This is a genomic window from Actinoallomurus acanthiterrae (genome assembly GCF_054775715.1).
Genome location: NZ_BAAHCO010000001.1, coordinates 8,231,993 through 8,245,241, shown reverse-complemented (window position 1 = coordinate 8,245,241; position 13,249 = coordinate 8,231,993). Strand labels below are relative to the sequence as shown.

At 70.5% G+C, this 13,249-nt stretch carries 14 protein-coding genes; 5 read left to right on the top strand and 9 right to left on the bottom strand.

What is annotated here, in order from left to right; genetic code table 11:
* Positions 1–61 precede the first annotated feature (61 nt).
* From ACYVF7_RS38870 to ACYVF7_RS38860, 3 genes are all read left to right on the top strand, one after another.
* The gene (locus tag ACYVF7_RS38870; RefSeq protein WP_460350598.1) at positions 62–898 is read left to right on the top strand and encodes a ZIP family metal transporter; all 837 of its coding nucleotides are present in this window, start codon (positions 62–64) and stop codon (positions 896–898) included.
* A 61-nt stretch (positions 899–959) separates the two neighbouring features.
* The gene (locus ACYVF7_RS38865; protein ID WP_460350596.1) at positions 960–1,838 is read left to right on the top strand and encodes an alkaline phosphatase family protein; all 879 of its coding nucleotides are present in this window, start codon (positions 960–962) and stop codon (positions 1,836–1,838) included.
* 82 nt (positions 1,839–1,920) lie between these two features.
* Positions 1,921–2,703, top strand: a complete 783-nt coding sequence (locus ACYVF7_RS38860) for a M14 family zinc carboxypeptidase (protein ID WP_460350594.1) — start codon at positions 1,921–1,923, stop codon at positions 2,701–2,703.
* Between the two features lie 34 nt (positions 2,704–2,737).
* On the opposite strand, the gene ACYVF7_RS38855 is transcribed toward ACYVF7_RS38860, so the two are convergent.
* The 9 genes from ACYVF7_RS38855 to ACYVF7_RS38815 form a co-directional block, all read right to left on the bottom strand.
* Complete coding sequence (locus tag ACYVF7_RS38855; RefSeq protein ID WP_460350592.1) at positions 2,738–3,466, bottom strand: COG4705 family protein; 729 nt, start codon at positions 3,464–3,466, stop codon at positions 2,738–2,740.
* A 203-nt stretch (positions 3,467–3,669) separates the two neighbouring features.
* Positions 3,670–4,329 (bottom strand): response regulator, encoded by a 660-nt coding sequence (locus ACYVF7_RS38850; protein ID WP_460350590.1) that lies wholly within the window; start codon positions 4,327–4,329, stop codon positions 3,670–3,672.
* Complete coding sequence (locus ACYVF7_RS38845; RefSeq protein ID WP_460350588.1) at positions 4,326–5,558, bottom strand: sensor histidine kinase; 1,233 nt, start codon at positions 5,556–5,558, stop codon at positions 4,326–4,328. Before ACYVF7_RS38845 ends, ACYVF7_RS38850 begins: the two co-directional genes overlap by 4 nt.
* Before the next feature lie 6 nt (positions 5,559–5,564).
* The gene (locus tag ACYVF7_RS38840) at positions 5,565–6,380 is read right to left on the bottom strand and encodes an ABC transporter permease subunit (protein ID WP_460350586.1); all 816 of its coding nucleotides are present in this window, start codon (positions 6,378–6,380) and stop codon (positions 5,565–5,567) included.
* Positions 6,377–7,306: an ABC transporter ATP-binding protein gene (locus ACYVF7_RS38835; RefSeq protein WP_460350584.1), complete on the bottom strand. Its 930-nt coding sequence runs from the start codon at positions 7,304–7,306 to the stop codon at positions 6,377–6,379. The genes ACYVF7_RS38840 and ACYVF7_RS38835 overlap by 4 nt, the downstream gene beginning before the upstream one ends.
* 218 nt (positions 7,307–7,524) lie before the next feature.
* Positions 7,525–7,680, bottom strand: coding sequence for a hypothetical protein (locus ACYVF7_RS38830; protein WP_460350582.1), 156 nt, complete (start codon positions 7,678–7,680; stop codon positions 7,525–7,527).
* A gap of 60 nt (positions 7,681–7,740) precedes the next feature.
* On the bottom strand, positions 7,741–8,598 hold the full coding sequence (locus ACYVF7_RS38825) for a COG4705 family protein (RefSeq protein WP_460350580.1): 858 nt from the start codon (positions 8,596–8,598) through the stop codon (positions 7,741–7,743).
* A gap of 128 nt (positions 8,599–8,726) precedes the next feature.
* Positions 8,727–10,364 (bottom strand): right-handed parallel beta-helix repeat-containing protein, encoded by a 1,638-nt coding sequence (locus tag ACYVF7_RS38820; protein ID WP_460350578.1) that lies wholly within the window; start codon positions 10,362–10,364, stop codon positions 8,727–8,729.
* Between the two features lie 17 nt (positions 10,365–10,381).
* The gene (locus ACYVF7_RS38815) at positions 10,382–11,536 is read right to left on the bottom strand and encodes a polysaccharide pyruvyl transferase family protein (RefSeq protein ID WP_460350576.1); all 1,155 of its coding nucleotides are present in this window, start codon (positions 11,534–11,536) and stop codon (positions 10,382–10,384) included.
* A 298-nt stretch (positions 11,537–11,834) separates the two neighbouring features.
* Here ACYVF7_RS38815 and ACYVF7_RS38810 point away from each other — a divergent pair, with 298 nt between their 5' ends.
* Together ACYVF7_RS38810 and ACYVF7_RS38805 are read left to right on the top strand one after the other, a co-directional pair.
* A complete protein-coding gene (locus tag ACYVF7_RS38810) occupies positions 11,835–12,629 on the top strand; it encodes an SAM-dependent methyltransferase (RefSeq protein WP_460350574.1) in 795 nt (264 codons plus the stop codon).
* 61 nt (positions 12,630–12,690) lie between these two features.
* Entirely contained in the window at positions 12,691–13,248 is a 558-nt protein-coding gene (locus tag ACYVF7_RS38805) for a MarR family winged helix-turn-helix transcriptional regulator (protein WP_460350572.1), read from the top strand.
* Position 13,249: the final 1 nt, after the last annotated feature.

Sequence of the window (13,249 nt, the reverse complement as noted above, 5' to 3'; positions counted from 1 at the left end):
CCAGCGTGCGCGAACGGTGCGGCAGAGGCATGCCTCATATCTCGACTCTCGGAGTGTCCTCATGGGATCCGCTCAGATCGCCGTGCTCGGAGCGATAGCCGGCTTCACCATCTATCTCGGCCTGCCGATCGGCCGGATGCGCGCGCCTCTGCCAAAGGTCCGAGCCCTGCTCAACGCGACCGCCACCGGCATCTTGATCTTCCTCTTGTGGGACGTGCTCGCACACGCGTGGGAGCCGATCGACACCGCGCTCGGCCATCACGGGTACGGCGCGGCGATCGGCAACGGGGCGGTGTTCGCGGTCTGCTTCGGCATCGGTCTGCTGGGCCTCGTCCATTTCGACCGCGCGATCGCACGCCGCGCCAGGCCGACGGCTCCGGCGCGGTCCGGTCCCGGCGCGGCGTCGGCGACCGACTTCCGGGCCGAGACCTCTGCTCTGTCGCGCCTGGGCGACCTGCCGATGATGATCGCGATCGGCATCGGGCTGCACAACTTCGCCGAGGGCCTGGCGATCGGCAACTCCGCCGCCCACGGCGAGCTGCAGCTCGCCGTCCTGCTCATCATCGGATTCGGCCTGCACAACGCGACCGAAGGATTCGGAATCGTCGCCCCCATGGCCGCCGAAAGCCGCCGTCCGTCATGGGGCTACCTGGCGCTACTCGGCCTCATCGGCGGCGGCCCGACGTTCCTGGGCACTCTCATCGGCCAGCGTGTCGTCAATGACACGCTGTCCATCGGATTTCTCACCTTGGCCGCCGGATCCATCCTGTACGTGGTGATCGAACTGCTGGCGGTGGCCCGCAAGCTGGGGCTGAAGACGCTGACCACCTGGGGCATCCTGCTGGGCGTGCTGGCCGGGTTCGCCACCGACGCGATCGTGACCGCCGCGGGAGCCTGAGCCCGGGCCTGGATCTATGTACTATCGGGGTAGTAGTTGCATCCTGCGCCGGAGGCCGGTCGTGAAAGAACGGCGTGCTCTGCTCCTCACGATGGTGGCCCTCGCCGGGTTCCTGGCGGCAGCGTGCGGCAAGAGTGGTTCCGCCCCTGCCGCCGGTCCGCGCTCGACGGCCCCCTCGGTGCCGCGGCTCGGGCACGTGGTCGTGGTCGTGCTGGAGAACAAGTCCGACTCCCAGATCATCGGTGCCCGCGACGCGCCGTACCTGACGTCGCTGGCCCGGGGCGGCGCGCTGTTCACCGACTCCTACGCGGTCCGGCACCCGAGCCAGCCGAACTACCTGGCGCTGTTCTCCGGATCGACGCAAGGGCTCACCGACGACTCCTGCCCGCACTCCTACACGGCTCCGAACCTCGCGTCGGAACTCTCCGCGGCGGGGCTGACCTTCGCCGGTTACGCCGAGGGACTCCCGGCGTTCGACCGGACCGCCTGTGCCGGCGGGCGCTATGCCCGCAAGCACGTCCCCTGGGCGGACTTCCCCGACCTGCCGGACGCGGTGAGCCGGTCCTTCGCCGACTTCCCGTCCGACTACGCCGCGCTGCCCACGGTGTCGTTCGTCATCCCTGACATGTGCGACGACATGCACAACTGCCCGGTGAAGACCGGAGACGCCTGGGTCCGGGACAACCTGGACGGCTATGTCCGGTGGGCGCGCACCCACGACAGCCTGCTGATTGTCACCTTCGACGAGAACGACGGCTCTCCCGGCAACAAGATCGCCACCATCTTCGCCGGAGCGCCCGTGAAGCCCGGCGCCTATCCCGAGAAGATCGACCATTACAGCGTGCTGCGGACCGTCGAGGACGCCTACGGCCTGTCCCACGCCGGGGCGAGCGCCTCGCGCAGCCCCATCACCGACGTGTGGACGAGCGGCCGCGGGTGAACCGGCGAGAAGAGGTCTCCCGGTGAGGGTTCCCGGGTAGTCACCCCATGGGTGCGCTCCCATACGGGGTGGTGAGGCGACCGTGGCGACGAGCGGGGGACCGGACCGGACGCCGTGGCGCGGCCGGTGGCCGGCCGTGTGCGTCCTCGCGCTGCTGCTCCCGTGCGCGTGCGAGGCGTCCGGCGGCACCGCCACACCGGCCACCGGCGGGACGCCTCCGTCCGCGACGGTCCGCCGTTCCGTGCGGCTCGGCGGCTCCGTCCATGGCGTTCCCATCGTCGCGGTCGAGTCGGGCGATCCGGCCAGCCCGCGGAAGGTGCTGGTCGTCGGCTCCATCCACGGGAACGAGGCGGCGGGGATCGCGGTCGCCCGGGCGCTCGTCGACGGCCCGGCTCCCGCCCGCGCCGACCTGTGGGTGATCCCGGTCCTCAACCCCGATGGAGTCGCCGCACGCACGCGCGGCAACGCCCGCGGAGTCGATCTCAACCGGAACTTCCCCGCGGGCTGGCGGTCGCTCGGGCCGCCGGGCTCGGAGTTCTTCGCCGGGTCCGGTCCCCTCTCGGAACCGGAGTCCAGGTCGGCCGCCGCCCTGATCCGCCGGATCAGGCCGGCGGTGGGGATCTGGTTCCACCAGCACATGGCCGTGGTCGACACCTCGGAGGGACCGAAGGAGGTCGAGCGGCGCTTCGCCCGGCAGGTGGGGCTTCCGGCGCGGCCCCTGACCGACTATCCGGGCAGCGCCACCGGCTGGGAGAACACCGTGGTGCCCGACAGCGCGTTCGTGGTCGAGCTGCCCGCCGGCGCCCTGTCCGCACCGGCGGTGCGCGGCTACGTCGCGGCCGTCCGGACGATCACGGGACCGTGATCGCGGCGTGCCGCCCCGGTGCAGGTGATCCTGATCAGCGTGCCGTGTCCTTGCGGGTCACGCTCAGATAGCCGACGAAGCCGACGATGACGACGCCCAGGGCCAGGCTGACCGGACCCGTGCCCAGGGCGAGACCGCCTCGGGCGTGCGACACCCCCATCCAGTCGGCGAACGACGCGCCGAGCGGCCGGGTGAGGACATAGGCGAACCAGAAGGCGAAGACGGCGTTCATCCGCAGCCAGCGGTAGCCCAGGGCCGGGAGCGCGATCAGGACGGCGAACATGACGCCCGAGGCCAGGTATCCGAGGTGAACGGTGACCGCGGTCATGTCACCCGTGGCGGTGCCGAGCGCGAACGTCGTCATGACGGTGGCCCAGTAGAACAGCTCCCGGCGCATCGTCACGATGCTGTGAATGGACAGCGTCCTCTCGCTCGCGTACCAGATCGCGAAGATCGCGGCCAGCGTGACCATAAAGAATGCGGTCGAAATGAGGTACGGAATGCCGAGGGCGACGTGCAGCACATCGGCGGCCATCGTGCCGAAGACGCTGACCATGGTGATGGAAGTCCAGTAGATCCAGGCGACATAGCGCCGAGCGCCGAACTGGATTGCCAGTGAGACCGCGAGGAGGATCCCCGCCAGGGCGACCGCGATGATCGGGTTGAGGCGATGGGCCAGGTAGTCGGAGGTCGTCTCGCCCATTCCGGTGGTCAAGACCTTGACGATCCAGAAGTAGGCCGTCACTTCCGGGACTTTGCTCATCGCCCGCCGCGTAACGGTAATGGGGCTGTTTTGAAGGTGACTCGTCGCCATGCCGACAAGGATGACATACCGCCGCCTCTTGATGGCACGATCCGGCATATCAATGCGGCGCCATCAGTAATTCGGGCGCACATTTTCACAAAGCCGAGCGTTAGATTAGAGAAAGGTTAGCAGTCGTCCTTTCGGTGTTATCCCATGCCGGTTCACGGTGGTCGCAGCAGTCCGGTCTGGTAGGCCAGCACGACGGCCTGGACACGGTCGCGGAGGCCGAGTTTGGGCAGGATGCGGCTGACGTGCGTCTTCACCGTCGCCTCGGACAGTCCGAGCTCGGCGGCGATCTCGGCGTTGGAGAGTCCCTTCGCCATCTCGATGAGCACCTCGCGCTCCCGGTCGGTGAGCCGGTCGAGACGTGGGTCGTCGGCGGAGCCCGGCCGTGCGCGGTTCAGGCGGGTGAACGACTGGATGAGCACCCGGGTGAGCCGGGGCGCGACGACGCCGTCGCCCGCGGCGACCGTGCGGATGCCCGCGATCATTTCGGCGGGCTGGACGTTCTTGAGCAGGAAACCGGCGGCGCCGGCGTGGAGGGCGGCGAACGCGTACTCGTCGAGGTCGAACGTCGTCAGGATGAGGACGCGAGAGCCGGCGTGGTCGCGGGTGATCCGCTCGGTGGCCTCGAGGCCGTCCATGCCCGGCATCCGTACGTCCATCAGCACCACGTCGGGGGCCAGCGAGGCCACCTGGGCGAGGGCCTCGGCGCCGTCACCGGCCTCACCGACGACGGCGATGTCGGGCTGTGTCTCGAGCACCAGCCGGAAGCCCATGCGCAGCAACGGCTGGTCGTCGACGAGCAGAACCTTGATCATCTGGCGCTCTCCAGCTGGGACGGTTCGAAACGGGCGTGGACCCGCCAGCCGCCGCCGTCGGGCAGCGGACCGGCCTGCATCAGGCCGCCGTAGACGGCGACGCGTTCGCGCATCCCGGCGATGCCGTGCCCGGTGCGCCGCGGCCCGGACGGAACGCCGACGGCCGGCCGCCCGTCATCGGTGATCTCGACCTCGACGTGCGCCGCGGTGTACTCGAGCCGTACCCGGGCGGTGGTGCCGGGCGGGGTGTGCTTCCGGACGTTGGTGAGCGCCTCCTGGACGAGACGGTAGACGGTGAGCTCGGCCCCGGAGGCCATGGCGGGCGGCCGTCCCGTGACCACGAACTCCACCGGGAGTCCCGCGGCGCGGACCTCGGCGAGCAACGCGTCGAGCTGGCCCAGCCCCGGCTGCGGGCGCCTCAGCCCGGCGGACGGCGGGGCGTCCTGGCGGAGTACCTCCAGGACGCGCTGCATCTCCGCGATGGCCTGGCGCCCGATCTCCGACGCCTTGGACACGGCGTCGGCGGCCCGCTCCGGAGAGGCCGGAAGGGTGTAGGCAGCGCCGTCGGTGAGGGCGACCATGACCGACAGGCTGTGGGTGACGATGTCGTGGACGTCGCGGGCGATCCGCGCGCGTTCCTCGGCGGCGACGATCTGGGCCTGCTGGTCGCGCTCCTTCTCGAGGCGGGCGGCGCGGTCCTCCAGCGACGCCAGGTAGGCGCGGCGGGTGCGCATGTTCAGCCCGATGACGGCTGCGGCCGTGGTCATCCCGGACAGCAGCACGAAGACCTTCCCCAGGTGACCCCGCGGGGCCCACTGGTCGGTGGCCATCGCGACGCCGATCTCCACGATGCCCGCCGCCACGAGCAGCCGGCGCAGCGTCGAGTGCGCCGCGACCGAGTAGAGCGCGACGAGCACGGCGACGTCGCCTGTCGACAGGAGCACTCCGCCGAGCCATTGCACGAACGCCAGCGCCGCGACCACGGCGAAGGCGGTGAACGGTGCGCGCCGCCGCCAGATCAGCGGAACGAGGAGCGCGATCTGCAGTCCCCAGCCGAGAAACGGCTGCCGGGGCGGCTCCTTGAGCAGGTGAGGCACTCCGATGAGGAGCAGGATGAGCGCGAACGCGCCGTCGACGGCGGCGGGATGCCGGCCGGCGAGCGTACGCAGGCGATGGCCCCAGCGCGCGGTGAGCGCGCCGGGGCCGGACTCGGGCGAGGTGCCGATCATCGAGCGTCAGGCGTCCCTGCGCTTGAGCAGGTACGCGCCCACCGCCATCGCGACGACGGTGTACAGGACGAAGACCCCGAATCCCGTCCACGGGCCGAGCGACCCGGGGTCGGGGGCGTTGGTGAGCAGGTCGCCGCCGGCGTTGCTCGGCAGGTACGGCGTGATGTGCTTGCCCCAGGACGTGAGGTTGAGGACCTCGCCCAGGACCGGCAGCACCAGCAGGATGCCGAACAGCGCGGCGATGGCCCCGGCGGTGCTGCGGATGATGGCGCCGAGCGCGGTGCCGAGGAGGCCGACGACCGTGAGGTAGAGCCCGACCCCGGTGACGATCCGCAGGGCCTGCGGCGAGGAGAGCGTGGCCTGGATGTGCTGGGAGGACAGGATCGCCTGGCCGCCGAAGAAGGTCGCGAAGGACACGATCTCCATGAGGACCAGGACGACCACGCTGAACACCGCGGCCTTGGCCCACAGCACGGGGAGCCTGCGGGGGACCGCGGACAGGGTGGCGCGGATCATCCCGGTGGAGTACTCGCCCGTGATCACCATGACGCCGAGCACGCCGACCGCGAGCTGGGCGATGACGTACGGCCGCAGCGGCACGGTCACCGCCATGGTCGCGGCGTCGTGAATGGGACGCGCGTGGTCGCCGACACGGGTGGCGAAGCCCCAGCTGAAGAGCATGCCGAGGCCGATCGTCGCGACGATCGCGGCGAACAGCGACCAGAAGGTCGAACGGAGGGTCCTGAGCTTGATCCACTCGGAGTTCAGGACGCGCAGCTGACTGACCCTGCCGGGCCGGACGGTCGTGGTGGCGGTGGTCATGCCGCGGACCTCTCTGCGGTACGGGCGGGGGCCCGGTATTCGACGGACTCGCCGGTCAGCTCCATGAACGCCTCTTCCAGCGAGGCCTGCTGCGGTGCCAGCTCGAACAGCGTGACGCCGTTGTCGGCGGCGATCTGGCCGATCTGGTCGCTGATGAGCCCGCTGACGAGGAGGGTGCCCTCCTCGGTGTCCGCCACCGTGACGTCCGGGCCCGCCAGCAGGGCGCGCAGCCGGGACGCCTGGGGGGAGCGGACCTTGACCCGGCCCGTGGAGGCGCGCTCGATGAACTCGGCGACGGACGTGTCGGCGATCAGCCGGCCCCGCCCGATGACGATGAGGTGCTCGGCGGTCAGGGCCATCTCGCTCATCAGGTGGGAGGAGACGAAGACGGCACGTCCTTCGGCGGCCAGGTCCTTGAGCAGGTTACGGATCCACAGGATGCCCTCGGGGTCCAGGCCGTTGACCGGCTCGTCGAGGATCAGCGTCTTGGGGTCGCCCAGCAGCGCCGACGCGATCCCGAGGCGCTGGCCCATGCCGAGGGAGAACCCGCCGGCGCGCTTGCGGGCGACGTCGCGCAGGCCGACCAGGTCGATCACCTCGTCGACCCGGCCGCGCGGAATGCCGGTGGTCGCGGCGAGCGCGAGCAGGTGGTTGTAGGCGGTCCGGCCCGTGTGGATGGCCTTGGCCTCCAGGAGCGCGCCGACCTCGTGGAGGGGCGCGGCGTGGTCGGCGTACGCCCGGCCGTTCACGGTCACCGAACCGGAGGTCGGCCGGTCCAGACCGAGGATCATGCGCATCGTCGTGGACTTGCCGGCCCCGTTCGGGCCGAGGAAGCCGGTGACGACCCCGGGTTTGACGGTGAACGAGAGGTCGTTCACCGCGGTCTTGTCGCCATAGCGTTTCGTCAGGCCCTTGGCCTCGATCATTATCGTTTCCTTGGGGGATTCGGCGGCGTTCTCGAGGAGAACGGTACGGCGCCGCCTCAGGCACATTCGTCGCCCGACCGGAGGATTCCGGCAGGTCACGAAGGTCCACCGACCGATGTACGGCTACATCGCGGGATGGACGGGCCGAGCCGGGAGGGGAGCTCGGGCGGGCACGCCGCCGTGCGGAAACCGCTACGTTCTGATCGCCTCAGCCGCGATCACGGCGCTTGTGATCCCCGCGGCGCGTCGTCCGCGCGCCGCGTCGCCGGGTCGTCGGCGTCGCCTCGGCCGGGCCGGTCGATCAGCAGCGGCGCGAGTTGAAGGTGCCAGATGAACACCAGGCCGGCGCTGCCGAACAGGAGGTTGACCAGCATCGTTTCCCATTCATCCCAGAAGATTTCTACTATCACGATAGTAGGCGGTCTGGAGATTTTCTAGGTGGCGATGGCCGGCCGACGGCCGTTCCGGACGTGGGCCCAGCCCATCAGGGCGAACAAGGTGGCGAGCAGGACGGCGGACGAGCCGGCGGTCCCCAGGTCGAGGCCGCCTTTCGCGGCCGGCTTGGTGAGGAGGTCGCCGGCCGTGGCGCCGAACGGGCGGGTCAGGACGAAGGCGAGCCAGAACAGCAGCACGTTCGGCACGGCGGGTGCGTATCTGAGCGCGAGGAGTGCGGCGAGCAGCCCGGTGATGAGCAGGACGCCTCCGCCGTACCCGAGGCCTGAGCTGTCGGACAGGAAGTCGCCCATCGAGGTGCCGAGTGTGTTGGAGACGAGGATCGCGGACCAGAACAGGGCTTCGCCGCGGAAGGTGTCGATGTCGCGGATCGCGAAGGTCAGCCCGCTGAACTTCCAGACCACGAAGACGGCGATCAGGATCGAGGTCAAGATCGCGGCGCCGACCGGGTAGTCCAGGCCGAGACCCTGCGGCCCCCAGCCGAGCGATTTCGCCCCTTCGGAGAGGAATTTGGCGCTTGCGTCGCGGTTCATGAAGTCCGACGTCGTGGTGCCGACCATGCTCGTGGACATGATCACCGTCCAGTAGGAGAACGGGTTGTACCGCTTTGAAGCGAGCTGGACCACGAGCGTGACGAGGAAGATCAGGAACAGCGCGATCGTCGTGAGGAAGTAGCCCAGCTTGAGTGTCTGGGCGAACAGGTCGCCCGCCGTCTCGCCGAGCGTCGTCGCGGCGATCTTCATTATCCAGAAGGCCAGAGTGACCTCCGGCAACTTCTTCACCACGTATCTTCCGACGCCGGCGATGTCGGCTTCGGTCAAGGCTTCCGGCCTTGTCATCTCTCTCCCCGAGTCGGTGACAGGTTCGGCGTGCGTGTACGGCCCGGCAGGCGGCGGCTGCCGAGCGGTGACCGTGTGGTCACCGCTCGCCTACTGTGAGTCAACCTACTACATGAGTAGTAGTGAGGTCACCGGCCGCTTCCGGGCTTGCCGGGGCATTCGTCGAGGCCGTGGTTGTGGCACCAGCAGCCCCCGGAGGGTGCGGTGTCGAAACGGGTCGCGGCGACGGCGTTGCCGGTCAGGTCGTTGTCGTGGACCCAGGCCGCGCCGCAGGTGCCGGCGCCGGTGATGACCAGTCCGTGGGTCTGGGTCTTGCGGGCCTGGGCGTCCCAGACGCGGTTGTCGCGGATCGTCGGGCTGTCGACGGCGGCGGCGAGGGTGAGCCCGGCTCTGACGTCGGGGGCCTCGGGCAGCCGGTACGGGGATCCGGGGGAGGGAGTGCCGTCCGGCCACGCGGTCATGGCGCCGGGGCGGAAGGGCGCGAGGGCGAGTTCGGTGGCGCTGTTGCCCATCACGATGGCCTCTTGCACGCCCGCCGTGACGCACTTGCCGATGTGCCCGTTCGGCCGCCAGTCGGCCGCGGTGTCGATCAGCGACTGCGCCCCATAGGAGACCATGTCGCCTTCGCCCTCGGTGGCGGGCTCGCACTGGCGGCCGTTGCCGCGGAGGCGGTTACCGGCGATGTCGGGATCCGCGAGGGCCGAGTCGATGAAGATGCCGTCCAGGCCGTTGTCCCAGAACTCGTTGGCATCGATGATCATGTTGCCGGCCGCCTCCTGGGGGCCGCCGGCCAGGTTGTGCTGCCAGTACCCGTACCGGCCGTTGCGGCTGATGCGGTTGCCCGCCAGGGTGTACGGGCCCGGCGTATTGCCGATCGCGACACCGTCCCAGACGTTGTCCTCGATGATGCAGCCGGTCACGATCCCGCCGCGCCCGGCGACCGCGGACGTGCCCAGCGCCGAGACGTCGTAGCCGGCCTGGTGGTTGCCGATCAGCGTGCACCCGGAGACGACCAGTCCGTCGGCGCCCCAGTCGGAGACGCCGAACCGGTTGCCCTCCGAGTGACAGCCGATCACCCGGATGCCGCGGGTCGCCGGCCACCGCCGGTCCTGAAGCTCGAAGAAGATGCCGTTGGTGCCGTTGCGCACCGTCGTGCACGAGGACACGGTGCAGCGCTCCGTGGAACCCCAGCCGCCGGTGCCGATGCCGATGCCGGCTCCTCCCAGCCACTCGCCCTGGCGTTCCAGCCGCCCGCAGTGCACGACCAGCAGGCCGTCCACGAAGCTGTCCTGCAGGAAGTCGCAGCCGAACCCGGTGGCGGGCGTGTCGTGGATGTAGAGGTCGTGGAAGCGCCCGCGCAGGACGTACTGCAGGCCGAGCCCCTTGGACAGCACGTCGTACTGGGGGAGGCTCACGCCGGAGCCGTCGATCTCGAACCGCGCGAAGGTGCAGTCGGCGACGGGGTTCCCGCGGCCGGCGCCGTGCTGCAGAGCCGTGAAGTAGGCCAGCGGGGTCGCGGTGTCCGGGTCGCCCGGGTTGGCCAGGGCGAACCGCGTTGCCGCCGGCCCGGCGCCGATCAGGGACACCCCGCTCCGCCAGACGGTGCCCCGGTCCCGGATCGAGTACAGCCCCGACGGGCAGAAGATGGTGCGCGGCCGGCCGTCGGCCGCGTAGGCCGCCCCGAGCTCGTCGACCAGGGCCTGCAGGGCGGGCTGGTCGTTGGTGCGCCCGTCCCCGGTGAGTCCGCTGTCACGGGCGTCGTGCACGAACCGGTCCGGCGCCATCAGACCGGGGCCAGCCGATCGATGAGCGCTCGGCACCGCGCCTGATTCTCCCGCGCGCGCTCGCGCAGGACCTGGAATCGCTCCCGCAGCATCGCGGAGCACGCACCCCGTTCGTCCCACAGCCGATCGAGCTGGGCCAGGAGCGGGCCCGCCTGCCGCCGCGCGATGCCGGTCAGGGCGGGAGCACCGATCGTCTGCGCGAAGTCGAAGACCTTCCCCGCGTACGGCAACGGCAGCACCGGTACGCCCGCGCGGGCGGCGAAGATCAGGAAGTGGAGCCGCATGCCGACGGCGAAGTCCAGGTGACGCATCAGCCCGGCGATCTGCCCGGGACTGTACGTGCGATTGAGCACCCGTGCGTTCTCCGGGGCGCTCATCGCCGAGAGCACCGCGTGAGAGTGGGCGATGTCCCCGCGCTCCATCGGGATGAACACCGCCTGGGCCTCGTACCTGCACGTCATGAAGTCCGCGACCTCGGCGAGCAGACCGTGGTAGCTGCTCTCGTCGAGGTTGTCGGCCGCCCGGCCCGGCTCGCGCACCGAGAGCCCCACCAGGCGGGCCTGGCCGTCGATGCCCTCCCGGAGCAGCATCTCCTCGGTGAACTCCTCCGGCTCGAGCAGCACCGCCGCGTCGGCGGTCGCCGGGATCTCCCGGGTGACCCCCATCCCTTCGAGGACGAGTATCGACTCGTGGTCCCGGACCGTCAGGTCGGTCATCCGCTCGATGGTGTCCCGTACGACGTCGATCTCCTCGTGACCGGTCAGCGGCCCGGCGCCGATCGCGTAGCCGAAGGTGGGGACGCCCAGCCGGTGCGCGAGGCGCACCGGCCGCATCACCGAGGCGGCCAGGCCGTCGTGGAGGATGCCGCCCCCGCCGAGGATGAGCAGGTCGAGCCCGGCCTCTATCTCCGCGAGCTGCCCCAGCGAGACCTCGGTGTAGCCCACCGCCGGGGTGCCGAAACAGGTGCGGGTGTGCTCAGGGTGCCGGCTGAAGACGACCTGCTGCGCAGCGGGCCGTATCTGCCGCAGGCTGTCGAGGACACAGGCGAGGATCGCCTCGTCGCCGAGGTTCAACCCGCCGTACGAGCCGAGCACCCCGATGCGGAGTTCGTGACACCGGCCGTTGGCCATCCGGTCCACCTCCCCCTGTCCCATGGCGAGCCGGGATGACGACGGTGGCCGCCACGAGCACGGGCCGCGGGCACCCCCGGGCCGACGCGGCCGGCCGGGCCACACGCCGCGTATACCCATGGTGACGGCGACCCGGGTCCGCCACATCCTCACATCGTGTAGTCGCGCGATGCCCACGATCGCCCGAGCCGACGTCAGGGCGTGTCCGGTGGATCCCGGTCCGGCCGTCGGCGCCCGGAGCGCGCCACGACCAAGACCCGCCCTAGTACGATCTCCGCGTGATCGTTCGCAGCGGTGGAGGCCGCGGCCGATGACCCGCTGGATGAATGAACGTGCCAGGGTCGGGCAGGCCGGGCTCGACCTGGACCCCACCACGCCGAGCGTCGCACGGATGTACGACTACTTCCTCGGCGGGAAGGATCACTTCGCCGCCGACCGGGCGGCCGCCGAGAAGGTCACCGAGGCCCTGCCCGACGTCGGCGCGGTCGCCCGGGCGAACCGGGAGTTCCTCCAGCGGGCCGTGCGGCACGTCGCGGACCGCGGTGTCGACCAGTTCATCGATCTCGGCTCGGGTCTGCCGACGCAGGGCAACGTGCACGAGATCGCCCAGTCCGTTCACCCGCACGCCCGGGTGGTCTACGTGGACAACGACCCGGTGGTGATCTCCCACGCGCGGGCGTTGCTGGCCTCCGACGAGCGCACCACCGTCGTCCACGCCGACCTGCGCGATCCGGGCGCCGTCCTCGAGGACCCGGAGACCCGGCGGTTGATCGACTTCGGCCGCCCGGTCGGGCTGTTGTTCGTGGCCGTCCTCCACTTCGTCGCCGACGAGGAGAACCCGGCCGGTCTCGTCCGGAAGTACCGGGACGAGTTCGCACCCGGAAGCCACGTCATCCTCTCCCACGCCGCCGTCGAGGAACGCCGCAACGCGGACGTGGCGACCGCCTACCGGGGCGCGAACGCCCCCTTCATCGCGCGGACCCGCGACCAGGTCACCGGCTACCTCGAGGGCCTGGACATCCTCGAGCCCGGCGTGGTCCACCTGTGCGAGTGGCGGCCCACGCGCATCGAGAAACCGCTGCGGGCCGGCTGGACGGCGGTCGCGCGTCAGCGCTGAGCCGGACGGCCGATCATTGCACCGTGCAATGAGCGGCCGAGATACGGGGTAGAACAGACCCATGACCGAAAGTGCGATCGAACCGGTGCGGCCGGATCCGGCATCGGCAGAGCACGTCGACGCCGTGACGTCCGCGGTGCTGACCGCCTCGCGGTTGCTGGTGGGGATCTCGGTTCGGTCGCTCGCGTCGGTGGGGGAGCGGGTGACGCTTCCCCAGTTCCGCCTGCTGGTGGTGCTGGCCACCCATCGAGAGACCAAGCTGGTGACCCTCGCCGAGGATCTCGCGGTCAATCCCTCCACCGCGATGCGGATGGTCGAGCGGCTCGTGGCCGCGGGCCTGGTGAGCCGGCGGACCAACCCGGCCAGCCGCCGGGAGGTCCTGCTGCGGCTGACCGAGTCCGGGCTGCAGATCGTGGAAGAGGTCACGGCTCGCCGGCGGGAGGAGATCGCGGCCATCGTCGCCGCGATGCCCGCGGATCACCGGGCCGGGCTGGTGGACGGGCTGCGGGCGTTCACCGAAGCCGGCGGTGAGCCCGGTGAGCCCGGTGAGCCCGGTGAGCCTGCGGCCGGTGAGCCCGTCCCTGACGCCGTGCCCCTGAAATGGGACACCGGGCGCTGAC

Excerpts from the sequence above, each read along its gene's own strand:
- ACYVF7_RS38870 (WP_460350598.1), top strand. The coding sequence starts at position 62 with ATGGGATCCGCTCAGATCGCCGTGCTCGGAGCGATAGCCGGCTTCACC.
- ACYVF7_RS38855 (WP_460350592.1), bottom strand. The coding sequence starts at position 3,466 with ATGAGCAAAGTCCCGGAAGTGACGGCCTACTTCTGGATCGTCAAGGTC.
- ACYVF7_RS38850 (WP_460350590.1), bottom strand. The coding sequence starts at position 4,329 with ATGATCAAGGTTCTGCTCGTCGACGACCAGCCGTTGCTGCGCATGGGC.
- ACYVF7_RS38845 (WP_460350588.1), bottom strand. The coding sequence starts at position 5,558 with ATGATCGGCACCTCGCCCGAGTCCGGCCCCGGCGCGCTCACCGCGCGC.
- ACYVF7_RS38840 (WP_460350586.1), bottom strand. The coding sequence starts at position 6,380 with ATGACCACCGCCACCACGACCGTCCGGCCCGGCAGGGTCAGTCAGCTG.
- ACYVF7_RS38835 (WP_460350584.1), bottom strand. The coding sequence starts at position 7,306 with ATGATCGAGGCCAAGGGCCTGACGAAACGCTATGGCGACAAGACCGCG.
- ACYVF7_RS38830 (WP_460350582.1), bottom strand. The coding sequence starts at position 7,680 with ATGCTGGTCAACCTCCTGTTCGGCAGCGCCGGCCTGGTGTTCATCTGG.
- ACYVF7_RS38825 (WP_460350580.1), bottom strand. The coding sequence starts at position 8,598 with ATGACAAGGCCGGAAGCCTTGACCGAAGCCGACATCGCCGGCGTCGGA.
- ACYVF7_RS38815 (WP_460350576.1), bottom strand. The coding sequence starts at position 11,536 with ATGGGACAGGGGGAGGTGGACCGGATGGCCAACGGCCGGTGTCACGAA.
- ACYVF7_RS38810 (WP_460350574.1), top strand. The coding sequence starts at position 11,835 with ATGAATGAACGTGCCAGGGTCGGGCAGGCCGGGCTCGACCTGGACCCC.
- ACYVF7_RS38805 (WP_460350572.1), top strand. The coding sequence starts at position 12,691 with ATGACCGAAAGTGCGATCGAACCGGTGCGGCCGGATCCGGCATCGGCA.